The 21203-nt window shown below is 71.6% G+C and carries 18 protein-coding genes; 12 read left to right on the top strand and 6 right to left on the bottom strand.

The window, feature by feature from the left end; all coding sequences use genetic code 11:
- The first annotated feature begins 80 nt into the window (after positions 1 to 80).
- Together AB4091_RS20620 and AB4091_RS20615 are read left to right on the top strand one after the other, a co-directional pair.
- The gene (locus AB4091_RS20620) at positions 81 to 1664 is read left to right on the top strand and encodes an Hsp70 family protein (protein ID WP_442294535.1); all 1584 of its coding nucleotides are present in this window, start codon (positions 81 to 83) and stop codon (positions 1662 to 1664) included.
- Between the two features lie 27 nt (positions 1665 to 1691).
- The gene (locus AB4091_RS20615) at positions 1692 to 2246 is read left to right on the top strand and encodes a hypothetical protein (RefSeq protein WP_442294533.1); all 555 of its coding nucleotides are present in this window, start codon (positions 1692 to 1694) and stop codon (positions 2244 to 2246) included.
- Between the two features lie 52 nt (positions 2247 to 2298).
- Here AB4091_RS20615 and AB4091_RS20610 read toward each other — a convergent pair whose 3' ends face one another.
- Positions 2299 to 5124, bottom strand: a complete 2826-nt coding sequence (locus AB4091_RS20610; RefSeq protein WP_442294531.1) for an FAD-binding and (Fe-S)-binding domain-containing protein — start codon at positions 5122 to 5124, stop codon at positions 2299 to 2301.
- Here AB4091_RS20610 and AB4091_RS20605 point away from each other — a divergent pair.
- A complete protein-coding gene (locus tag AB4091_RS20605) occupies positions 5123 to 5818 on the top strand; it encodes a GntR family transcriptional regulator (protein ID WP_442294529.1) in 696 nt (231 codons plus the stop codon). The two genes, AB4091_RS20610 and AB4091_RS20605, sit on opposite strands and share 2 nt — an antisense overlap.
- Before the next feature lie 23 nt (positions 5819 to 5841).
- Here the strand turns inward: AB4091_RS20605 and AB4091_RS20600 are convergent, their stop codons facing one another.
- Positions 5842 to 6003, bottom strand: a complete 162-nt coding sequence (locus tag AB4091_RS20600; protein ID WP_442294527.1) for a hypothetical protein — start codon at positions 6001 to 6003, stop codon at positions 5842 to 5844.
- Positions 6004 to 6014: 11 nt separating this feature from the next.
- Here AB4091_RS20600 and serA point away from each other — a divergent pair, with 11 nt between their 5' ends.
- From serA to AB4091_RS20575, 5 genes are all read left to right on the top strand, one after another.
- Positions 6015 to 7226 carry a phosphoglycerate dehydrogenase gene (serA, locus tag AB4091_RS20595; RefSeq protein WP_442294525.1) on the top strand — a complete coding sequence of 404 codons (1212 nt, stop codon included), beginning with the start codon at positions 6015 to 6017 and terminating at the stop codon, positions 7224 to 7226.
- A 137-nt stretch (positions 7227 to 7363) separates the two neighbouring features.
- On the top strand, positions 7364 to 8413 hold the full coding sequence (locus tag AB4091_RS20590) for an acyl-CoA dehydrogenase (RefSeq protein WP_442294523.1): 1050 nt from the start codon (positions 7364 to 7366) through the stop codon (positions 8411 to 8413).
- A gap of 326 nt (positions 8414 to 8739) precedes the next feature.
- Entirely contained in the window at positions 8740 to 10644 is a 1905-nt protein-coding gene (asnB, locus tag AB4091_RS20585; RefSeq protein ID WP_442294521.1) for an asparagine synthase (glutamine-hydrolyzing), read from the top strand.
- Positions 10645 to 10802: 158 nt separating this feature from the next.
- Complete coding sequence (locus tag AB4091_RS20580; protein ID WP_442294519.1) at positions 10803 to 11678, top strand: alpha/beta hydrolase; 876 nt, start codon at positions 10803 to 10805, stop codon at positions 11676 to 11678.
- Between the two features lie 137 nt (positions 11679 to 11815).
- Positions 11816 to 12496 (top strand): response regulator transcription factor, encoded by a 681-nt coding sequence (locus AB4091_RS20575; RefSeq protein ID WP_442294517.1) that lies wholly within the window; start codon positions 11816 to 11818, stop codon positions 12494 to 12496.
- A gap of 17 nt (positions 12497 to 12513) precedes the next feature.
- Here AB4091_RS20575 and AB4091_RS20570 read toward each other — a convergent pair whose 3' ends face one another.
- Positions 12514 to 13914, bottom strand: coding sequence for a sensor histidine kinase (locus AB4091_RS20570; RefSeq protein ID WP_442294515.1), 1401 nt, complete (start codon positions 13912 to 13914; stop codon positions 12514 to 12516).
- A 113-nt stretch (positions 13915 to 14027) separates the two neighbouring features.
- Positions 14028 to 15296, bottom strand: coding sequence for a COG4705 family protein (locus AB4091_RS20565; protein ID WP_442294513.1), 1269 nt, complete (start codon positions 15294 to 15296; stop codon positions 14028 to 14030).
- 287 nt (positions 15297 to 15583) lie between these two features.
- Between AB4091_RS20565 and AB4091_RS20560 the strand changes: the two genes are divergently transcribed.
- The 4 genes from AB4091_RS20560 to AB4091_RS20545 all read left to right on the top strand — a co-directional run bounded on the left by AB4091_RS20560 (position 15584) and on the right by AB4091_RS20545 (position 19820).
- Positions 15584 to 16192 (top strand): phosphatase PAP2 family protein, encoded by a 609-nt coding sequence (locus AB4091_RS20560; RefSeq protein WP_442294511.1) that lies wholly within the window; start codon positions 15584 to 15586, stop codon positions 16190 to 16192.
- On the top strand, positions 16189 to 17142 hold the full coding sequence (locus tag AB4091_RS20555; RefSeq protein ID WP_442294509.1) for a polysaccharide deacetylase family protein: 954 nt from the start codon (positions 16189 to 16191) through the stop codon (positions 17140 to 17142). Before AB4091_RS20560 ends, AB4091_RS20555 begins: the two co-directional genes overlap by 4 nt.
- A complete protein-coding gene (locus AB4091_RS20550) occupies positions 17139 to 18440 on the top strand; it encodes a YVTN family beta-propeller repeat protein (protein WP_442294507.1) in 1302 nt (433 codons plus the stop codon). The genes AB4091_RS20555 and AB4091_RS20550 overlap by 4 nt, the downstream gene beginning before the upstream one ends.
- 165 nt (positions 18441 to 18605) lie before the next feature.
- Positions 18606 to 19820 carry a pilus assembly protein TadG-related protein gene (locus AB4091_RS20545; RefSeq protein ID WP_442294505.1) on the top strand — a complete coding sequence of 405 codons (1215 nt, stop codon included), beginning with the start codon at positions 18606 to 18608 and terminating at the stop codon, positions 19818 to 19820.
- A gap of 99 nt (positions 19821 to 19919) precedes the next feature.
- On the opposite strand, the gene AB4091_RS20540 is transcribed toward AB4091_RS20545, so the two are convergent.
- Together AB4091_RS20540 and AB4091_RS20535 are read right to left on the bottom strand one after the other, a co-directional pair.
- A complete protein-coding gene (locus tag AB4091_RS20540; protein ID WP_442294503.1) occupies positions 19920 to 20603 on the bottom strand; it encodes a TPR end-of-group domain-containing protein in 684 nt (227 codons plus the stop codon).
- A gap of 76 nt (positions 20604 to 20679) precedes the next feature.
- On the bottom strand, positions 20680 to 21147 hold the full coding sequence (locus AB4091_RS20535; RefSeq protein WP_442294501.1) for a GNAT family N-acetyltransferase: 468 nt from the start codon (positions 21145 to 21147) through the stop codon (positions 20680 to 20682).
- Between the last annotated feature and the right edge of the window lie 56 nt (positions 21148 to 21203).

The raw sequence follows: 21203 nt of genomic DNA, 5'->3' as shown, positions 1-21203 counted from the left end.
TCGTCCACCGCGATCCTGCACGGCGGCTCGCCCTGCGGTCCACCTCTTTGGCCGAGACACGAGCGGCCTAGCCTTGGGGCATGGATCTCGGCCTGGACTTCGGCACCACCCACACGGTCGTCGCCCACGGCGATCGCGGCAACTACCCGGTGGTCTCCTTCCTCGACGAGGAGGGCGACGCCCGCGACCACTTCCCGTCCGTCGTCGCGGACGACGCCGGGACGCTGGTCTATGGCTTCGCGGCCCTCGAAGCGGCGGGACGAGGTATGCCGTCCGCCCGGTCGTTCAAGCGCCTGCTCGCCGAGCCACGGGTCACGCCCGACACCCTGATGCGCCTGGGCGACCGTGACGTGCCCCTCTTCGACGTGCTCACTGGTCTCTTCGCGGCCGTCCTGGGCGCACTCCGCACCGCGTCGAGCATCGACGAGCGCCTGGACGACACCGAGCCGCCACGGACCATGCTGGGCGTGCCTGCCCAGGCCAACAGCGCCCAGCGCTTCCTCACGCTGGAGGCGTGCCGACGAGCGGGCTTCGACGTCGCCGGACTCGTCAACGAGCCGTCAGCGGCCAGCTTCGAGTTCGCGCACCGACAGGCCCGTTCGATCACGTCGCGGCGTGACCTCGTCATCGTCTACGACCTGGGAGGCGGCACGTTCGACGCGTCGCTCCTGAGGCTGTCGGGCACCCACCACGAGGTGCTCGACTCCTTCGGCGTCAACCGGCTCGGCGGCGACGACTTCGACGAGGTCCTCGCGGCGACCGCCTTGCGCGCTTCCGGACGCTCACGCACCGAGCTGTCCGACACGTCGTGGGCGGTCCTGCTCGAAGAGTGCCGCGAGGCCAAGGAGCGGGTCGGTCCGCAGTCCCGCCGCATCGCCGTCGAGGTGCCCGCACCGGACGGCGGCGACACCACGACCGTCACGGTTCCCGTCGACGACTTCTACGCCGACGTGACCCCGCTCGTCGCCGAGACGACCGAGGCGATGGAGCCCCTCGTGCAGTCGCTGCAGTCGTCCGACGTGCACGGCGAGGAGCTCGTGGGGGTGGCCGGCATCTACATCGTCGGCGGCGCGAGCGGTCTGCCGCTGGTGCCCCGCCTGCTCCGGTCACGGTTCGGGCGCCGGGTGCACCGCTCCCCCATCCCCAGCGCCTCGACGGCCGTGGGCCTCGCCATCGCCGCAGATCCCGACGCCGGGTTCTCGCTGCGCGACCGGCTCTCACGTGGCTTCGGGGTCTTCCGCGAGCGCGAGGGCGGGGCAGCCGTGTCCTTCGACCCCGTGCTGGACCGCTCGCTCCGCACCGCAGACGCGCTGGACGACTCCGCCCCCGAGCCGGTCGTGGTGACCCGCCGCTACCAGGCGGCCCACAACATCGGCTGGTTCCGCTTCGTGGAGTACTCCTCGGTCGACGACCAGGGCGAACCTCGCGGGGACCTCACGCCGGTCGCCCAGATCGTCTTCCCCTTCGACCCCGAGCTCCAGCGCACCGTCGGCGAGGGCGGTGGCGCCGCTGCCTCGTCGGCCCTGCACGAGGTGCCCATCGTGCGTCTCGAGTCGGGCCCGCTGCTCGAGGAGCGCTACAGCGTCGACCCGGCCGGAATCATCGAACTGTCCCTCACCGACCTCACGACTGGCTATCGTCAGGAACACGTGCTTCACGCCTGAACGCGTCCTTGCTGGGGGGTGAGGTTCATGCAGCCTCGAGATCGGGCCACGCATCGTTCGGCCCTGTTCGCGACCGGCGTCGCAGTCGTGCTGTGTCTGGCCGCCGCCTTCGGCGTGTGGGCCCTCGCCACTGCGCCGTCCACGACGCAGGCCGGCCTGCCCGTGTCCCCCACCGCCGCCGCGGCGGCGGGTGGCGGCCCTGCCGTGGCCACGCCGCGTGGCGCTGCGCCGCGCCCGGTTCAGCCGAGCACCGCGGATCCCACGGACCTCGACGCGCTCGTGGCGAGCGAGGACGCCGCCGGACAGACGCCGGGGCAGCACCCGACGACGAAGTCCGCCTCCTTCGTCGGCGAGGTGGGCACCTACCTGGTGGGGCGCGGCATACCGCCGGGGACGTACGAGTCGGCAGGTGGTCACGACGGCAGGACCTGCCAGTGGTCCCGCCTGAAGGGTCTGGCCGGCATCCCGGCCGACGTGCTCGCCTCGGGCTCCACCGACGCGCCCGCCCGGGTCACCATCCTCGCGAGCGACGCCTTCTTCCAGACCAAGGACTGCGCGACCTGGCACAAGACCGCCGCCTGACCGATCGCTTCCAGGTCGCCGCTCCCGGCCGTATGCCGTCCGCGCCGAGGAGTCAGCCCTCCCGCGCCACCGGGCGACGGGTGGGGTCGAGCAGCTGGGCGAGGTGCAGGCTGTCGCGGCCACGAAGGTCCGCGACCTGGGTGCGGCACGAGAACCCGTCAGCGAGCACCACGGCATCCGGGTCGGCGTCGATCGCAGGGAGCAGGTTCTGGCCCGCGACCGCCAGTGACACGTCGTAGTGACCGATCTCCACGCCGAAGTTGCCGGCGAGCCCGCAGCACCCGGCAAGGGTCTCGACCGTCGCGCCGGTGGCCGCGAGCAGGTCGGCGTCGGTCTTCCAGCCGAGGACGGCGTGGTGGTGGCAGTGCGGCTGGGCGACCACCATGGTGCCGCGCAGGTCGGGGCCGGTCCAGCCCGGGGTCTCGGCGAGGAGCTCTGCGAGCGTGCGCACTCGTGACGCGACCAGTGCGGCGTCCTCGTTTCCGGGGAGCAGCTCGTGGACGTCCGACCGCAGCACCGCGGTGCAGGAGGGCTCGATGCCCACGATGGGCACACCGGCTCGGGCATCCTGCGCGAGTGCCGCCACGGTGCGGCGCAGGATGCTCCTGGCCGAGTCGAGCTGCCCGGTCGTGATCCACGTCAGCCCACAGCACACCGAGTCGCTCGGGAGCCGAGGCTCGTAGCCCGCGTCGCGCAGCACGCGCACCGTCGACTCGGCGACCTCCGGGGAGAACGCGTCGGTGAACGAGTCGGCAAACAGCACAACGGGTTTCAGGTCCGACACGGCCGGCCGGAACGTGCGTCGGAAGGGACGTCGGGCGAACGCCGGGATCGATCGACGCCGGTCGACTCCGGCGAGCCACAGCGACACCGAGCCGACGAGGGGAAGGGTCAGGGCCCGGTTGGCGAGCCACGGCACGCGGCCGCCCAGGCGGGCCCACATCGGCAGCCTGCCGAGCGTGTAGTGCGATCGCGGGCGCAGCCGGCGGCGGTAGGTCTGGTGGAGCGCCTCGGACTTGTAGGTCGCCATGTCGATGCCGGTCGGGCAGTCGGACGCGCAGCCTTTGCACGAGAGGCACAGGTCCATCGCGTCGTGCACTGCGGGGTCGGACCACGGCAGCTCGCCCCGGACGACCTCCTGCAGCACGCGGGCACGCCCGCGGGTGGAGTCCTTCTCCTCGCGCGTCGCGAGGTAGGAGGGGCACATGACGCCGCCGGCCGCGGAGTTGTCGGCTCGGCACTTGCCCACCCCGGTGCAGCGGTGCACCGCCTGGGCGAGGTCACCGCCGTCGTGCGGATAGGCCATCGCGAGGTTGCGCACCGGGAAGTGCCCCACGGGTCGCACGTCGGCGTCCAGCGGGTCGGGGTCGACGAGCACCCCCGGGTTGAGCAGGTTCTCGGGGTCGAACGCGTGCTTGATGCCGGCGAACAGCGCGAGCGCGTCGGCGGAGTACATGTGGGGCAGCAGCTCGGACCGCGCGCGGCCGTCGCCGTGCTCGCCCGACAGTGAACCGCCGAATCCGCCGACCAGCATTGCCGACTCGGTGAGGAACTCACGCATGACCTTCGTGCCGTCGGGCTGGTCGAGCGGCAGGTCGAGGCGCACGTGCATGCAGCCGTCGCCGAAGTGCCCGAACGGCGCAGAGGTCATGCCGTAGGCGCTGACGAGGTCGTCGAAGGCTGCGAGGTACTCCCCCAGGCGCGCGGGCGGGACGGCCGCGTCCTCCCACCCGGGCCACGCCGGCTTGCCGGAGGGTGCCCGACCGGCGAGGCCGGCGCCGTCCTCACGGATCCGCCACAGCCGTGCCTGTACGGCCGGGTCGACGACGACCTCGGCGTCCCCGGCGAGCCCGTCCCCAGCCAGCCGTCGCGCCCGGCCGACGACCTCCTCGACGTCCTCTCCGGCAAACTCGACGAAGAGCCAGGCCCGCCCGCTCGGAAGGGGCGGGATGGCGTCTGGTCCTCGTCGGGCTCGCAGCACGTCGATGAGGCGCGAGTCCAGGCCCTCGCAGGAGGTCGGACCGTGGGCGACGACGGCGGGTGCGGCCTGCCCGGCGGCGACGATGTCGGGGAAGCCGAGCACGACGACGACGCGCACGGGGGCGTCGACGACGAGCTTGACCGTGGCGCCGGTGATGACGCCCAGGGTGCCCTCGGACCCGACGAGTGCCTGGGTGAGGTCGAACCGCTCGGGCAGCAGGTGGTGCGCCGCATAGCCCGACACCTGTCGGCCGAACCGGTCGAACTCGGTGCGGGCGGTCGAGAGGTGTCGCGCCATGACCGTGCGGACGCCGGACAGCTCGTCGGCACCGCCCCGCGTCAACGGCACACCGCTCGGGTCGTAGCCCGTGGTGAGCTGCTCGCCGGCCGCGGTCAGCAGCTCGAGCCCGGCCACGTTGTCGGAGGTGCGCCCGTACGCCAGGGACCGTGAGCCGCAGGCGTTGTTGCCGATCATCCCGCCGATGGTGCAGCGCGGGTGCGTCGAGGGGTCGGGGCCGAAGCGGATGCCGTGGGGTGCGGCCGCCTTCTGCAGCACGGCGTGGACGGTGCCGGGCTCGACGACGGCCGTGCGTGTCTCGGGGTCGAGCGACAGGACCCGGTTCATGTGCCGGGAGAAGTCGAGGACGACCCCGCGTCCGACGGCGTTGCCCGCGACCGACGTGCCGCCGCCTCGCGCGGTGATCGGTACGCCCGTCTCTCGAGCCACCGAGAGGGCCGCGGCGACCTCGTCGACGCTCCGCGGGCGCACGACGGCCAGCGGGAGGATGCGGTAGAGCGAGGCGTCGGACGCGTACATGCTTCGGGTGCCCGCGTCGGCCCGCACCTCGAGTCCGGCCCCGACCAGCGCGCGGGTCACGTCGGTGGTGAGCTCAGGCATGGGTAACATGTTACTCATGGTCCACCTGGCGCTCCCCCACGGCGCTCCCTCCCTCGCCGACGCGGTGGTCGCCGCGGTGTGCACGGGCATGGCCGCCGGAGAGCTCGTCCCAGACGACACGTACTCCGTCTACCAGCTGGCCGACCTGCTCGGCGTCTCACGCAGCCCCGTGCGCGAGGCCCTGCTGCGCCTCGCCGAGGCGGGCCTCGTGCGGATCGACCGCAACCGTGGCTTCCGGGTGCTGACGCCGCACGCCCACGACATCGAGGAGATCATCGAGATCCGCCTCGCCCTCGAGCCGGTCGCCGCCCGAAGGGCGGCCGAGGAGGCCACCGACGAGGAGCACGCGGGCATCGGCGAGACGCTCGCCGCCATGGACAGGGCACTGGAGGACGACGAGAGGTTCTGGGTCGCCGACCGCGCGCTCCACGACCGGCTCATGCGTGCCGGCGGCAACCAGCGCGCCGCCTCGATCATCGACCGGCTCCGAGCCACGACGGCCCTGCTCGGGCCACCCACCACGACGGCCGGGCGCACGCTGCGCGAGATCCGCGACGAGCACGAGCCGATCGTGACCGCGATCCTGCGCCGCGACGGCGAGGGGGCCGAGCGCGCGATGCGCGAGCACCTCGAGCGCACCGGCCGGCTGCTGGCCAGCAGCCTGGCCCGCACGACGTCGCCGGGGCGATCCTGATGTCCCCGACCTGCGCAACCGTCTCACCCCGCGCACCCCTCAGCGCCTGCGCCGACGCTCAGGGCACCCTTGAGGACCGACGGCGCCACGACCCACAGCACGACGACCCACAGCACGACGACCGACAGCACCACGACCGACAGCAACCACGAGACCGGGAGTCCGGCACGGACCGGAAACCCCAAGGGAGAAGAGCGTGAAGGTACTCCTGCTGGAGAACGTCCACCCCGTCGCGGCGGAGACGTTCCGCCGCAACGGATTCGAGGTCGAGGTCCGGCCCGGATCGCTGAGCGAGGAGGACCTCGTCGAGGCTCTGCCCGGCGTGTCGGTCCTCGGCATCCGGTCCAACACGAAGGTCACCCAGGCCGTTCTCGACGCCGCACCCGACCTGCGGGCCATCGGCTGCTTCTGCATCGGCACCAACCAGGTCGACCTCGCGCACGCCACCAAGCTCGGCCTCGGTGTCTTCAACGCGCCGTTCTCCAACACGCGCAGTGTCGTCGAGCTCGTCATCGGCGAGATCCTCGCCCTGGCAAGGCGCCTCCCCGAGAAGACGCAGCGGATGCACGACGGCGTCTGGGACAAGTCGGCCAAGGGCGCCTACGAGACCCGCGGCCGCACGCTCGGCATCGTCGGCTACGGCAACATCGGCACCCAGCTGTCCAACATGGCAGAGGCCATCGGCCTGCGCGTCGCGTTCTACGACACCGCCGACCGCCTCGCCCACGGCAACGCCCAGCGCATGGGATCGCTCGACGAGCTCCTCGAGGAGTCCGACTTCGTCAGCATCCACGTCGACGGGCGGCCGGGCAACGCCGGCCTCTTCGGCCCCGAGCAGTTCGCCAGGATGAAGCCCGGCTCGGTGTTCATCAACGCCTCGCGCGGCATGGTGGTCGACGACGTCGCCCTGCGCGAGCACATCCTGAGCGGCCACCTCTCCGGAGCCGCGATCGACGTCTTCCCCATCGAGCCGAAGGCCCAGGGCGACCTCTTCGAGTCACCGCTCCGCGGCCTCGACAACGTCATCCTCACGCCTCACGTCGGCGGCTCGACCGGCGAGGCGCAGGAGGAGATCGGCACGTTCGTCTCCGGCAAGCTGACGGCGTACCTCGCGTCCGGCGCGACCGCCCTGTCGGTCAACCTTCCCTCGGTGGCCCCGGCCCCCCGCGAAGGCTCGTACCGGATGGCCCTGCTGCACCGCAACGTCCCGGGTGTCCTGGCGTCCATCAACCGCACCCTCGCGGAGGCCGGGGCGAACGTCGTCGGCCAGTCGCTGGCCACCCTCGGCGAGCTCGGCTACGTCGTGACCGACACCGACGTGCCGATGTCTGCCGAGACCCTCGCGTCGCTGCGCCACGTCGCCGAGGCCGTGCACCTGGAGACCTGGTCCGAGGACGCCCCCGAGTGAGCGGGTAGGTCGGTCGGCACGCGCGTTCGCCGGCGGCTGCTCTCCCCGGGCCGACGTCGGGCACCCCGTCGCTCGCCGTGTGGGTATGTGACTCGCGTGACCAACCACCCCTGGCGGACGTCCTGTCCGGCCCGGCCGTGCTGAGCGGCCCGGTCGCGCTGCGTGACGAGCCGGACGAAGGGCTCGGCCGTCTGGCGCAGGACGTCGCAGGCGCCAGGGACCCGCTCGGGGCGATCGCGCTCGTCGAGCGGCACCCGGACGCCTTCCCGCTCCCGGGACGTGGCAGCACCCTCTCACTCTGGGAGTCACTCGCGACCGTCGCTTCGACGAGCCTCACGGCTGCGCGGTCGGTCGAGCCACACCTCGACGCACTCGCCATCCTCGACGAGGCGAGGCGCGCGGGGCACGCCGTTCCTGCCGTCCCCCAGGGTTCGTCCTGGGGCGTCTTCGCCGCCGAGGGGCCCGGGACTCGCCTGACCGCCGAGGGTCCCGACACGCACACGCGGCTCACGGGTGACAAGCCCTGGTGCTCACTCGCCGACCGACTCAGCCATGCCCTCGTGACCGCGTGGGACAGCGACACGACGCGACGGTTGTATGCCGTCGAGCTGGGTCCGGCGAATCACGTGGCCGTGCGGCCGGCGACGTGGGCTGCCCGCGGGTTGTCGGACGTGCCGAGCGGTCCCGTCGCCTTCGCGGGGTCGGGCGGCAGCCCTGTGGGACCCACCGGCTGGTACCTCGAGAGGCCCGGATTCGCCTGGGGTGGAATGGGGGTCGCCGCGATCTGGTACGGCGGCGCCGTGGGTGTCGCACGGCGCCTCATCGGCGGTGGACGCGAGCCCGACCAGGTCGCGTTGATGCACGTCGGCGCGGTCGATGCGACCCTCTGGGCCGCGCGCGCCGTCCTCGTCGACGCGGCCGCCCGCATCGACGGCGGTCGCGCCGAAGGGATCGAGGGAGCGGTCTTCGCCCTGCGCGTACGCCGGGTCGTGGCCTCGGCCGCGGAGGACGTGCTCGAGCGGGTCGCCCACGCGAGCGGGCCCGCTCCGCTGGCCCTCGAGGAGGACCACGCGCGACGGGTGGCCGACCTCCAGCTCTATGTGCGGCAGGAGCATGCCGAGCGCGATGCCGCGGCTCTCGGACGCACCCTGACAGGGCACGACGACGTGACGAGGCCTCCGTGGTGACCGGCGGCCCGATGGGCGCGGCGAACGGCCACCTCTGCGCGATGCCCGACCGCTGGGTCCTCGATCAGGGCAAGGAGCAGGTCGGGCAGGTCGGCCCGTGCGACCGCGAAGGGTGCGCCGACGTCGTGGGCCGCTCGCGGTCCGGCAATCGGACCCACCGCCCACCACCCAGCGGGATGATGGGTTCAGCCCTCCGGTTCGCGGGTCGGACCCCAGGGCACGGTCAGGTCCCTTGGTGACGCGACTCAGCGTCCTTTCAGCGACAGCGCCACATGATGTCCCTCGACCGTTTGAGAACACCCCCGCAAGGGGACCGGAGGGAACTCATGTGTGGGATTGCTGGCTACTTCGGGCTCGACAGCGACCCGGGGCTCCTCGAGCGCATGGCGCTCGAGCAACGCCATCGTGGCCCTGACGACGCCCGGATCCTCCTCGACGCACCGGTGGGTCTGGCCCACCAGCGGCTCGCGATCCTCGACCGGGTGGGCGGCGCCCAACCGATGACCTCGACCGCCGGCCGCTACGTGCTCGCGTACAACGGTGAGGTCTACAACTACCGCGAGCTGCGCACCGAGCTGGAGGCGCTGTCGAGGACCTTCGCCACCGAGAGCGACACCGAGGTCGTGCTCCAGGCCTTCGCCGAGTGGGGGCCGGCGGCGTTCGACCGGTTCAACGGGATGTTCGCCCTGGCGATCTGGGACCGGCACACCAAGACGCTGACCCTGGCCCGCGACCACTTCGGCATCAAGCCACTGCACCTCTGCCGCGTGCCGGCAGGTCCCGACGAGGGGCCGGACGCGCGTGACGCGTGGCTCTTCTCCAGCGAGATCAAGCCGATCCTGGCCAGCGGCCGCTACGAGCCCCGGCCGAACGACCGCACCATCTACCGGTACCTGCGCTACCGGATCCACGACGATGGTGCCGAGACCTTCTTCGACGGCATCGAGCGCGTGCTCCCGGGCGAGATGGTCACCATCTCGGCGGACGGCATACGGCGGACGATGTTCAGCCGGTTGCGCAGCGACCTCCTGGACAGCACGGCACGGGGCAACGGCTACGACGCGGCCGTGGTCGAGGAGTTCCGGCAGCGGCTCACGAAGTCCGTAGCGCTCCGGCTGCGCTCCGACGTGCCGGTGGGCACGTCGCTCTCGGGCGGGTTGGACAGCTCGGCCATCACCGTCGCGATCGACCGGCTGCTGACTGACGACGTCGCCGCGACCAGCGCTGTGGGCACACGCCAACGCACGTTCTCGGCTGTCTTCCCCGGCTACCGCAACGACGAGGAGCGCTACGTGGACGCGGCCGTCGGGGCGTGCTCCCACGGCGTCAGGTCCCACAAGACGCGACCCACGTCGGCCGAGTTCCTCGAGGACGTCGCCGACTTCGTGCGCGCGCAGGAGGAGCCGGTCATCTCGACGGGGCCGTACGCCCAGTACCGGGTCATGAAGGACGCCAGCGAGTACGTCACCGTGATGCTCGACGGGCAGGGCGCCGACGAGCTGCTGGCCGGCTACGTCCCCCAGCTCGTGGTCCACCTGCGGGCCCTGCTGTCCAGCGACCGACGCTCCGCCGTCCGGGAGCTGATCGCCTCCCGGGACGTGCTCGCCCACCTCGCGGCCGCGAAGACGCGCACCCTCCTCCCCCGCCGCAACTCGACGCCGAACCTGCTCGGACGCGAGTTCTGCGCCGCTCATGCGACGGAGTCGTATGCCGTTCCGACGGGAAACCTGCGTACGCGCCTGGTGCACGACCTGTTCGTCGGCTCCCTTCCGGCCCTGCTGCGCTACGAGGACCGCAACACGATGCGCTTCTCCGTCGAGGGTCGCGTGCCCTTCCTCGACCCCGAGCTGGTGCGCACGATCTTCTCGCTCAGCGACGAGGCCATCATCAAGGGTGGCTGGAACAAGCGCGTGCTGCGGGACGCGACCGACGGGATCCTCCCGCCGTCGATCAGTCGGCGCCGCAACAAGATCGGGTTCACCACGCCCCAGAGCGAGTGGTTCCGCGAGCAGCGGGACTTCGCGTTGGACGTGTTCCGTTCGCCGTCGTTCAGCCAGCGACCCTACTTCGACTCCGCTGCCGTGCTCACGGCGTTCGAGCGCTGGCTCGACGGCGCCGGCGACCTCGACTCCATGGCCTTCTGGCGTCTCATCAACGTCGAGCTCTGGCTGCGGGAGTTCATCGACGGCGTAGGCGCTCTCCCCGTCCCCTCGTCCGTCCAGGCAGCGTGACGCGAGCGCTCCGCAGGTCGGGTCCGACCGCACGGGTGTGACCCATCACACGGTCGTCGGTCGACTCGAACGGCGCAGCCGAGCCGCCTTCCCGCGCTGTTCACAGGCTCCTCGGTCAGACTGCTCCCTTTGCCACCCCTCACGACAAGGACGGATTCGTGCACCGACGAGCCCACCGGCACCGCACGCCGCCCGGACGGCGGGCGAGCGGGACTCTCCGCGAGAGGCTCGCCCTCGCGGCCGTCGTGCTCCTCAGCCTCGTCGTCGGGGCGGCGCCGGCCGTCGCCCAGTCGGTCAGCGACGGGGCGCCCGTTGACGTGGTGGGCCCCCCGGCCACGGTGCTGAGCGCCGACACGCACGGACGGGGCCGCCTCGTCGAGGCGTTCGGCGACATCCGCCGGGCGCGCCGGATCGCCGTCATCGTTCCCGGTGTCGGCTGGACCGGCCCTCTCCTCCGGGACGAGCAGGGAGCCGGGCGGCGGCACCCGGCCGTGCAGGCCCGCAGCCTCCTCGCCGAGATGCAGCGGTCCGATCCGCACACGCCGGCCGCGGTGGTCGTGTGGCTCGACTACGACCCGCCGGCCGGCATCGACACCGACGCCGCGCGCTCGGAGCGTGCCGTGGACGGCGCTCCTCGGCTGGCCTCCTTCGTCGACCGTCTCCCCCGTTCGGCAACGATCAGCGTCGTGTGCCACAGCTACGGCTCCGTGGTCTGCGCCCACGCCGCGCCCCACCTGCGCATCGCCGACCTCGTCGTCGTCGGCTCACCCGGCATGGACGTGTGGACCCGCTCCGCGCTGCGCACGAAGGCCGAGGTCTGGGCCGGCATCGCTCCCGACGACCCCATCGGCATCGTTCCGCACACCCGGGTCGAAGGTTTCGGCCATGCCGCGGACCCGACCGCGCCGGACTTCGGTGCCAGGTCACTGCCAGTCGGCGGTGCACACGGTCACAACGGCTACCTCGTCTCGGGGACGGAGTCGCTGCGTGCGATCGCGCAGATCGTGACCGGCCACGCCCGAGCCGTGCGCTGAACCGAGACGGCCAGGCCGGCCGGACCGGGGCTCCCCCGGCTCAGCAGGTGCTCAGCGGGCGCTCAGGTCGCGCCCCGTAGGGTCGGCGACGTGAGAGACCACGGCATCGGCCGGCGACGCCTGCGGGAGGTGTGTCCATGCGCATCCTGCTGATCGAGGACGAACGGCCCCTGGCCGAGGTCGTCCGTCGAGGCCTGTCCCGGGAGGGCTTCGTCGTCGACGTCGTGCACGACGGGGAGGACGGCCTGTGGGCGGCGACCGAGTCGACCTACGACGCCGTGGTTCTGGACATCATGCTGCCCAAGCTCGACGGCTACCAGGTCGTCAGACGGCTCCGCGACGCCGGTGTGTGGACCCCCACCCTCATGCTGACCGCGGTCGACGGCGAGCACGACCAGGCGGAGGCGTTCAACCTCGGCGCCGACGACTACCTCACCAAACCCTTCAGCTTCGTCGTCCTGGTCGCCCGACTGCGCGCCCTCATCCGCCGGGGAGCGCCGGAACGGCCCGTCGTCATGCGAGCGGGCACGTTGTCGCTCGACCCGGTCCGCCGCCGGGCACACCGCGGCGACGTCGAGATCTCGCTGACGGCCAAGGAGTTCGCGCTGCTCACCTTCTTGATGAAGCACGTCGGCGACGTCGTCACCAAGACCGCCATCCTCGAGTCGGTGTGGGATCCCGCGTACGACGGAGACGTCAACATCGTCGAGGTCTACATCGGCTACCTCCGGCGGAAGATCGACGTCCCGTTCTCCGTGACCAGCATCGAGACCGTGCGTGGGGCGGGGTACCGGCTCGTCGAGGCGGGCGCCGGCTGAGCAGCGGCGCTTCGGTGCTACGGACGGTCCGCGGTGCCGGTCGGTGGCAGCGGGAGCGACAGCTCGAACCGGGCCCCGCCGAGGGGCGACTCCGACACCAGCAGCGTCCCACCGTGGGCGACCGCGAGCTCCCTCGCGATGGACAGTCCCAGTCCCGTACCACCGGAGTCACGTGACCGGCTCGCGTCGAGACGCACGAACCGCTCGAACACGCGCTCGCGGTCGCGCGCCGGGATGCCCACGCCGTCGTCGTCGACGGTGACCAGCGCACGCCGGCCGTCGGTGGAGACCGTGACGTGCACGCGCGAGCGGGCATGCGTGGCTGCGTTGTCGAGAAGGTTGCGCACCACCTGCTGGAGCTGGAGCTCGTCGCCGAGCACGCGCATCGGGGCGTTCTCGAGCCGGACGGTCACGCCGCCCAGCTGGCGCAGGCGCCGGGCCTCGGCGTCGACGACCTCGTCGAGGTCGACCTCGACGCGGACCGCGGTCAGCGACGCGTCGTCGGCGCGCGAGAGCAGCAGGAGGTTGTCCACCAGCCGGCCCATCCGCTCGGCCTCGGACCGCACGATCGGGCCCAGCTGCTCCCAGGACGTCTCCGGGACCGACGGGTCGACGACCTCGAACGATGTCCGGATCGTCGCGAGCGGCGAGCGCAGCTCGTGGCTCGCGTCGGCGACGAACCTGCGCTGGGCGCGCTGCGAGGAGTCCAGGCGCGCCAGCATGGAGTTCATGGTCTCGGCCAGGTGGGCGATCTCGTCATCGGTCGCCGGCACGGGCACCCGGTCGTGCAGGTGAGCGGCCGTGGTCCGCTCGACCTGCAGTCGGATCGCGTCCACCGACCCGAGCGCGCGTCCGACCCGCCACCACGTCACCAGCGCGGTGAGGGCGACCAGCATCGGCAGGGCACCCCCGAGCAGGGCTGCGGTGGTGAGCACCGCCTCCGCCCGTGAGGCCTGGGATGCGGCCGCCACCAGCACGTAGGGGGTCCCTGCGTTGTCGACGCCGCGAGCGACGACGAGCGGCTCCTGCCGGCCGAGCGGCATCGGCAGGAGTGACGCGCCGCTGAAGCGCGTCTCCCCCACGGCGGGCCGCAGGTCCGTGACGGCGTCGGGACGGGACGCCCTGGAGGTGTAGAGGACACGCGCTGCGGTGCCCTGGGTGGAGATCACCTGGACGAGGACGTTGTCCGGGCCCTCGTCACGCTCACTGCGTTCCAGGCCCGCCGGGCCGGTGGACGCGAAGACGCTCGCGTCCTCGTCGACGATGGCGACGATGCTGTCCTGCAGCGTCTGCGTGAGGGCACGTTGGAGCACGAGCACCAGCAGCGCACCGCCCAGGAGCAGGGCAACGGCGACCACCGCGGCCGCGGCCACGGTCGCCTGCCGACGCACTCCCGAGCGCGACCGGAAGAGAGTCATCGTCCAGACTCCTTCCGGTCCCGCCCGGGATGCGCCCGGGATGCGCCCGGGAGTGCGCCCAGCGTCGGTGAGCCGCGCGAGCACGCAGCCGAGTCGATTGTGCCCGAGTCGACCTACTGCTTCTTCTCCAGCGTGCCGATCGTCGACTGCAGTGCGGTCAGCGCGGACACGCTTGCCGCCTTCGTCGGCGGGGTGGCACGCAATGCTGTCAGGGCACCGTCGATCGCGGAGTCCATCGAGTGCCAGTCGTCAGGCGATGCCGGCTTCATTGCTGCCTCACCGTTGTCCCACGCCACCTCGAGGTCCTTGATCCTGGCGGTCGCTGCGGCCAGGTCCCCCTTCTTCGCACTGGCTGCGACGTCATCGACGATGACGGCGAACGGGCGGAGGTCGCCGATCGGGGAGGTCGCATCGGCCTCGAGCGGGTTGACGTGCCCGCCCTTGCCCGGCGCGGCCGCCGTAGCCGGCGAGGCCGCCGCAGGCGTGGGGGCCGGCGCCAGCACGACGGCAGCGGCCACCACGGCGACGGCCCCGGCCGCTGCCCAGGCGTAGTCGCGGTGCGGGCTGACGGCGGGCGACTCACCCTTGGCACGTATGCCGTGGCGGTTGGCGTTGACCTGCTCGCGCGCCACGAGGGCGATGATCACCCCGAGGAAGATCAGGCTCGTCAGGCTGGCGCCCAGACCGAGACCTCCGAAACCACGGTCCTGGGTCAAGAGGTCGCCCAGCGAGGCACCGAGCGGGCGCGTGAGCACGTAGGCGATCCAGAAGGCGAGCACCGCGTTCAGTCCGAGGCGCCGAGCCAGCCAGACGGCCAGGATCAGGCCACCGAAGATGAGCGCGCCGTTGCGGAACCCGAGCGACAGCGCCTCGGTCGCGAGGTCGCCCCCCGCGGTGCCGAGGGCGAACGTCGTCAGGATCGCGCCCCAGTAGTACCGCTCGCGTCGGGGTGTGTCGATCGCCGTGATCGCCAGCGTCCGCTCCTGACGCCACCACACCGTGAAGACCACGGCGAGCACCACCGAGAAGACCGCAGTGCTGACGTAGAGGCTCACACCGAGGACGTCGGTGAAGAAATCGGTGATCTGCGTGCCGACGATGCTCACGAGCACGACGGTGAGCCAGTAGAGCCATGGGATGAGCTTCTTGGCACGCAGCTGCGCGACGAGTGCGACGGCCAGCAGTGTCATCATCGCCCCGTCGGTGACCGCGGTGCCGAGGCCGACCTGGACGGCCAGGTAGTCGGCGAACGTCTCACCGATCGTCGTGGACAGGATCTTGATCAGCCAGAACGTGGCCGTGATGGCCGGGACCTTGTTGAGCAGTGTGGATCCTGTTTTCGTGGTGGCGCGGTCGAGCGCGGTGGTCACGCTTCCAGGCATGGGGATTCCTCTGGTCGAGTCGGACTTTTCCGATGGAGAGACTCCCCGACATGCCCTGAGGCGTCGCTGAGAGCCCGAGCCCGGCTGCATCGGCAGTGCGAGCCGCTCGGGCGAAGGGCTCAGCGTCCTCTCAGCGACGCGTTCACACACTGGGACCTCGACGTAGACCCGCCCTCCGACAGGGCGGCGGAGGGACGTGCATGTACAGGACCGGCGGGGACCTCGGACTCGGACGCGATCCGGTGAGGATCCGAAGCAGGCTGCTCGCCGTCCTCGGTGCATCACTCTTGGTCGCCGGACTCCTGCTCGGACTGGCCGTCACGCGGCTCGGCGCCACGCGAACGGGCGAGCTCGCGGTCGACATCTCGGTCGCCGACCACCGGACAGGAGCGCTGACGGCCGTCGCGAGGTTCTTCGACGTCGCGTTCTCACCCGGCGTCGCGCTCGTGCTGCTGCTGCTCCTGTGCGGACTCATCTGGCGGCGCAGCCATTTCGCGGCCACGGCCATCGCGCTGCTCACCATCGTGGGGTGGCTGTCGGTCGAGGTCGGCAAGGCCGTCGTGCAACGACCACGCCCGCCCGCCGCGACAGTGCACGCGCTGGTGAGCGAGACCGCGGCCGACAGCTATCCCAGCGGTCACACGGCCTTCGCCGCTGCGGCGGTCATCGCGATCGCCACCACCATGACGCTCGTCGGTCGGCGAGCCACGGTGGCGTGGGCGGTGGGACTCTCGCTGGTGTTGCTGGTCGCTGCGTCGCGGCTCTACCTTGGGGTGCACTACCTCGCCGACGTCGCAGGCTCGGTCATCTTTGCTGGGGGTTCCGTGCTTCTCGGTGTCGCGCTCTGGGCCCGGCTTCTCGTCGGGCGGAGCCAGCACGACGGAATGTTGCCGTGAGCGCGCAGGAGCGCCCGAGCCCGGTGGACCGTGAACCTGAGGTCGACCCGAACGGACCACTCGAGCCACGGCTGGGCGCGGCCCGAGCCACGCGGCGTACCGTCGTGACGGCCGCGGCGGCAGCCCTGGGCTCGGTGGGGCTGGCCGGCTGTTCCGTCCCGGCCTCGTCACCGCAGGCCTCACCTGCGAGTTCGCGGTCGACCGGGTCGACCCGGCCCCCAAGCTCTCCCGGGTCCGCCGGATCCGGCGGCGGCCCGAGCTCGTCGGCATCGACGGCTCATGGCGCGACCGCCGGGGCACCGGCCGGTTCCGGCGACGCGACACCGGCACTGCTCGAGTCCCCGGGGCCCGACGTCCGGACCGGACCGGTCGGCGCGCAGCGGGTCGCGCTCACCTTCCACGGCGCTGGGGCGCCGGCGCTCACCCTCCGCGTGCTCGACACCGCCAAGGCCCACGCGGCGAAGGTGACCGTCTTCGCCGTCGGCACCTGGCTGAACGTCAACCCTTCGCTCGGACGAGCGATCCTCGCGGGCGGCCACGACCTCGGGAACCACACCTACAGCCACCGGCCCATGAGACGGCTCACCGCGTCCGAGGCCGACCTCGAGGTGCGGCGCGGCGCCGCGGCAGTTGCTGCAGTGCGTGGGAGCGCCGGCCTGCTGTTCAGGCCCTCCGGCACCCAGCTGAGCACCTCGACGATCCGGGCTGCCGCCCTCGCGGCGGGCTACCACCGGTGCGTCTCCTACGACGTGGACCCCCTCGACTACCTCGACCCGGGGACCACTGCCGTGCGCGACCGCACGCTTGCCGCCGTGCGCGACGGCAGCATCGTCAGCCTGCACCTCGGGCATCCCGGAACGGTCGCAGCGCTTCCCGGCATCCTGGACGGTCTCGAGCAACGAGGGCTCACCGCGGTCACGGTGACCGAGCTGCTCGGTGGAGCCACATGACCGCGACCCGGCAGGCCGTGCCGACCCGGCGAAGCCTGCGAAGAATCGCGTTGGCGCCGGCCCTGCTGATCACGCTGGCGGTGCTCGCCGCGTGCACGCAGGCGGATGCCGGGATCCCCGGTGCCGCAACGGATCCCGCTGGTACCGGGACGAGTCGCCCCGCGATCGTCGAGCCGAGCCCGCGGCCGACGACCGGGCCCGGAGCACCGAAGGTCCTGCCCACGCAGCCGGGACCGTACGCGTACGTCGTGGCCGGTGCGCTGTCCGCGGAGGCGCGGCGCGCCAGGCCACTCGTCTACGTGCCCAACCAGCTCGCCGGAACGGTCCAGGTCATCGACCCGAGGACGTATGCCGTGATCGCCACCACGCGCGTCGCCGCGTCGCCCGAGCACGTGGTCCCGTCTCACGACCTGCGCACGCTGTGGGTCAACAGCGACAAGGGCAACTCCATGCTGCCGATCGACCCGAGGACCGGACGCCCCGGACCCGCGCGCCCCGTGCTGGACCCGTACAACCTCTACTTCACCCCCGACGGACGCTACGCCCTCGTCATGGCGGAGCGCCTCAAGCGCATCGACGTCCGCGACGCACACACCATGGCGCTTCGTCGGTCCCTCCCGATCCCCTGCCACGGCATCAACCACGCCGACTACACGCAGGACCTCTCCACCCTCCTCGTCAGCTGCGAGTTCAGCGGGAAGCTCGCGGTGGTCGACGCCTCGGCCACCCGCCTCCTCCGGATGATCGACCTCAACGCCATCGCCACGCCGGGCGCCACCCCACCTGCGATGGCCCGGCACATGGGCGGACCAGCGGCCATGCTCGATCCCGGCTCGAGCGCCATGCCGCAGGACGTCCGCCTCTCACCCGACGGCAGATGGCTCCTCGCCGCCGACATGCTCCGGAACGGTGTGTGGGTCGTCGACGCCCACACCTTCCGCGTCGTCCGTTTCGTGCCCACCGGGCGAGGGGCCCACAGCATCTACCTCTCGCGCGACTCGCTGCGGGTGTACGTCGGCAACCGCGACGAGGGGACGGTCTCGGTGCTGGACGGCGCCACCTTGCGCCCGGTCGCGACGTGGCGCATCCCCGGCGGCGGCTCGCCCGACATGGGCGGGGTGACGGCCGACGGACGAGAACTGTGGCTCTCGGGTCGATACGACTCCGTCGTCTACGTCTTCGACACGGCCACCGGGCGTGTGAGCCACCGGATCCCCGTCAAACCTGGTCCGCACGGCCTGCTCGTGTGGCCGCAGCCGGGCCGGTTCTCGTTGGGGCACACGGGAAACATGCGCTGACTGGAGGGGATCCCCGGTCCGTGACAGGTGACCGGCGACCGCATGGCGGGCACCACCTCGCAATCTGGACATTTCGACCACATGGGCGGGAGCTCCGGGTTAGGGTCGCGTCGCGCCGACGATGATCCAGGCGCCTCAATATGCATCCTGCGGGGGAGGCAAAGCGTGGTCGAGAGCCGAACAGGCCGGTGGTGGTCGCAGCGCCTCGTGCCGGAGGCGGATCGGGAGAGGGGCGCGGTCAGCGCCATCGCCGCGATGCTGCTGAGCCTCGGTGTCATCATCGGCATGCTCGCGCTCGTGGTCGACGTCGGCGGCATCATGTGGGAGCGGCGGCAGCTGCAGAACGGGGCCGACGCCGCAGCCCTGGCCCTCGCGGCCGACTGCGCGACGCAGAGTGCCAGGTGTGTCGTCGGCAACCCTGATCTCCAGGGCCTCGCGAACGCGAACGCGGCCGACAAGTTCTCCAAGGTGGACACCGTGTGCGCCGTCGGCACCTTTCCCGGCTCGGCCGCGTTCCCAGCCTGCGCGGCCGGCTCTGCCGGACTGGCCGACTGCCTACCGACACCCGCCGGGGTGACCGACTTCGTCGAGGTCCGCACGCAGACCTCCACCAACGCGACCAACACCGGAACGCTCCTGAAGCCGTTCTTCGCCCAGTTCTTCGGCAACCAGGGCACCTCCGTCCGCGCCTGCGCCCGGGCCAGCTGGTCCGCCGGCTACCCGAGTGTCGTCTTCCCCGTCACGCAGGCCCAGTGCGCCTGGGACAGCGCGACGAACGTCGGCACCGACTTCCCTGCGGCCCCGCCGTACGCCCTGACCGGATCCGGGACCCCCGGGCTCACTCCCCTGCCCCGTGTCCCGGTCGCCGCCAAGTACGTCACGAAGATCGTCCTGCACACCGGCAACGGAACCTTCGACGGCACGAGCAAGTGCGGCTCGACGGGCCCGGGTCTCTACACCCCCGGCAACTTCGGCTGGCTCGACACCGACGCCTCGGGTTGCCAGGCAACCCTCGGCTCCGACGTCGGCGCCTTCTCCGCCGGCAAGCCAGGGGCGTCAGCGCCGAAGGTCTGCAAGGACGTCATGACCAGCCTCATCGGCTCCATCATCTACATCCCGATCTTCACCAGCGTCACCGGTCAGGGCAACAACACGACATACACCTTCGACGGGGTGTCCGCCTTCTACTTCGCCGGCTACAAGGTGCCGGGGGCAGGTGACGACGGCTTCACCCCGACGGACCCGTCAGGTGCCTCGACCGTGAGCTGCTCGGGCGAGAAGGACTGCATGTGGGGGTGGTTCGTGACCCCGATCATCCCGGCCGCACAGGTCCCCCACGGCACGTCGCGGGGCCCCAGGACCACCAAGGTCGTCGGCTGACCCTTGCTCGCCCCCGGGCCGAGATCGACTGCCCGGAGCGACCTGGCGACGTCGAGCGCACGGGCGGCGGCGTCGGGCCTGCCTCGGGCCGATTGACCGCTACTCCAGGCTGCCACCATTGCCGATCAGCTTCCGGAACTCTGGTTCGTCCTGGATCGGAACGAAGTCGGCGTCGCTGCGTGCGTCTGCCCGGAACTTCTCGGAGAGGTCGATGGCGCGCCGCAGGTGCTGGATCGCCGCGGTCCGGTGGCCTCGCAGGCTCTCGCAGCAGGCCAGGTTGTAGACGAGCATCGGATACCCGGGGTTCTCCGCGATCGCCGCCTCGAGGCGAGCGCTGAGCTCTGCGTGATCGCCCCGGTCGTAGAGGGGTCTCAGCGGCGCCCACAGCTCCCAGCCGGTCGCGTCGTAGGCCCTGCCCGGCGAGCCGTCGAAGGCCAGGATCGTGGTCGCGGGCTCGACCGCCACCGCCGTGCGCCGGGTGCCCGACCTGGTGTACACGAGAATGCCAGGGCTGGCTTCCACCCGTTCGTCCTCGAGCTCGAAGACGGCGTGTCCACTGACGACCAGGAAGAGCTCCTCGGCCGGCTCGGAGTCAGCGTCGAACTCGTTGATGATCGCCTCACCCTCAGACCCGACCCATGCGGTCACCCCGAAGCTCATGATGCCGAAGTGGTGCCGGACGGGTCGATACCGGTACCGGCCGTCGGCCAACGCATCGATCTCGTCCAGTCGCGTGGTTGCGTACGGTCGCTGCCCGTCCGGAGCCCGTGTCGACGTTGCCATCCGAACACGGTAGGACCGCTTCCGGACGACTCACATCCGGAAACGCTCTGCCTCGGGTATGCGGTCCCTCCGCTCGCTAGAGCATGAGCTTCATCCGCGGCGCACTGGTCAGTTCGAAGCCGGAACGGGCATAGATGCGTCGGCCCTCGGGAGTCGCGCTGAGGTCGACTCGGTCGGCCTGGATCGATCGTGCCCAGTCGACGACGTGCTCCACCAGGGCAGTCGCGTGGCCCTGCTTTCGGTGCTCCGGCAGGGTCACCACGTTCGCGAGACGGGCCGTGCGTCCGCGCGGACAATGAGGGTTCGGCACGCCGAGCTCCAGCGTCCCGACCGCGCAGGCGACGATCGCAGCGTCCACCTCGACCACAGGGAAGCACGCCACCTGGCGGTTGACGACGACGCTGCCGAGCCAGTCCCTCGCATGGCCGCGCCAAGGAGCTGCTTCGTGCGCCGCTCCATCGAAGAGCAGGCCCCAGAGGGCTATGAGGTCGTCCACGTCCTCGGCGCGAGCGTCTCGTGTCCTCGATGTGCTCTCGGTCGTCATGCAGGCAGCATCGCCGATGCCGGCCTCGACGTCATCCGAGAGCGCGACGGCACGTG

The sequence above is a fragment of the Terrabacter sp. 2RAF25 genome, from assembly GCF_052115265.1.
In the GTDB taxonomy this organism is placed as follows: domain Bacteria; phylum Actinomycetota; class Actinomycetes; order Actinomycetales; family Dermatophilaceae; genus Terrabacter.
The sequence above is the reverse complement of the archived record's forward strand: the minus strand, read 5'-3'. Positions and strand labels throughout refer to the sequence as shown.

What these genes read in the sequence shown, in the direction of transcription:
- AB4091_RS20620 (WP_442294535.1), top strand. Translation starts at nt 81, where the DNA reads ATGGATCTCGGCCTGGACTTCGGCACCACCCACACGGTCGTCGCCCAC.
- AB4091_RS20615 (WP_442294533.1), top strand. Translation starts at nt 1,692, where the DNA reads ATGCAGCCTCGAGATCGGGCCACGCATCGTTCGGCCCTGTTCGCGACC.
- AB4091_RS20605 (WP_442294529.1), top strand. Translation starts at nt 5,123, where the DNA reads ATGGGTAACATGTTACTCATGGTCCACCTGGCGCTCCCCCACGGCGCT.
- AB4091_RS20610 (WP_442294531.1), bottom strand. Translation starts at nt 5,124, where the DNA reads ATGCCTGAGCTCACCACCGACGTGACCCGCGCGCTGGTCGGGGCCGGA.
- asnB (WP_442294521.1), top strand. Translation starts at nt 8,740, where the DNA reads ATGTGTGGGATTGCTGGCTACTTCGGGCTCGACAGCGACCCGGGGCTC.
- AB4091_RS20575 (WP_442294517.1), top strand. Translation starts at nt 11,816, where the DNA reads ATGCGCATCCTGCTGATCGAGGACGAACGGCCCCTGGCCGAGGTCGTC.
- AB4091_RS20570 (WP_442294515.1), bottom strand. Translation starts at nt 13,914, where the DNA reads ATGACTCTCTTCCGGTCGCGCTCGGGAGTGCGTCGGCAGGCGACCGTG.
- AB4091_RS20565 (WP_442294513.1), bottom strand. Translation starts at nt 15,296, where the DNA reads ATGCCTGGAAGCGTGACCACCGCGCTCGACCGCGCCACCACGAAAACA.
- AB4091_RS20550 (WP_442294507.1), top strand. Translation starts at nt 17,139, where the DNA reads ATGACCGCGACCCGGCAGGCCGTGCCGACCCGGCGAAGCCTGCGAAGA.
- AB4091_RS20540 (WP_442294503.1), bottom strand. Translation starts at nt 20,603, where the DNA reads ATGGCAACGTCGACACGGGCTCCGGACGGGCAGCGACCGTACGCAACC.
- AB4091_RS20535 (WP_442294501.1), bottom strand. Translation starts at nt 21,147, where the DNA reads ATGACGACCGAGAGCACATCGAGGACACGAGACGCTCGCGCCGAGGAC.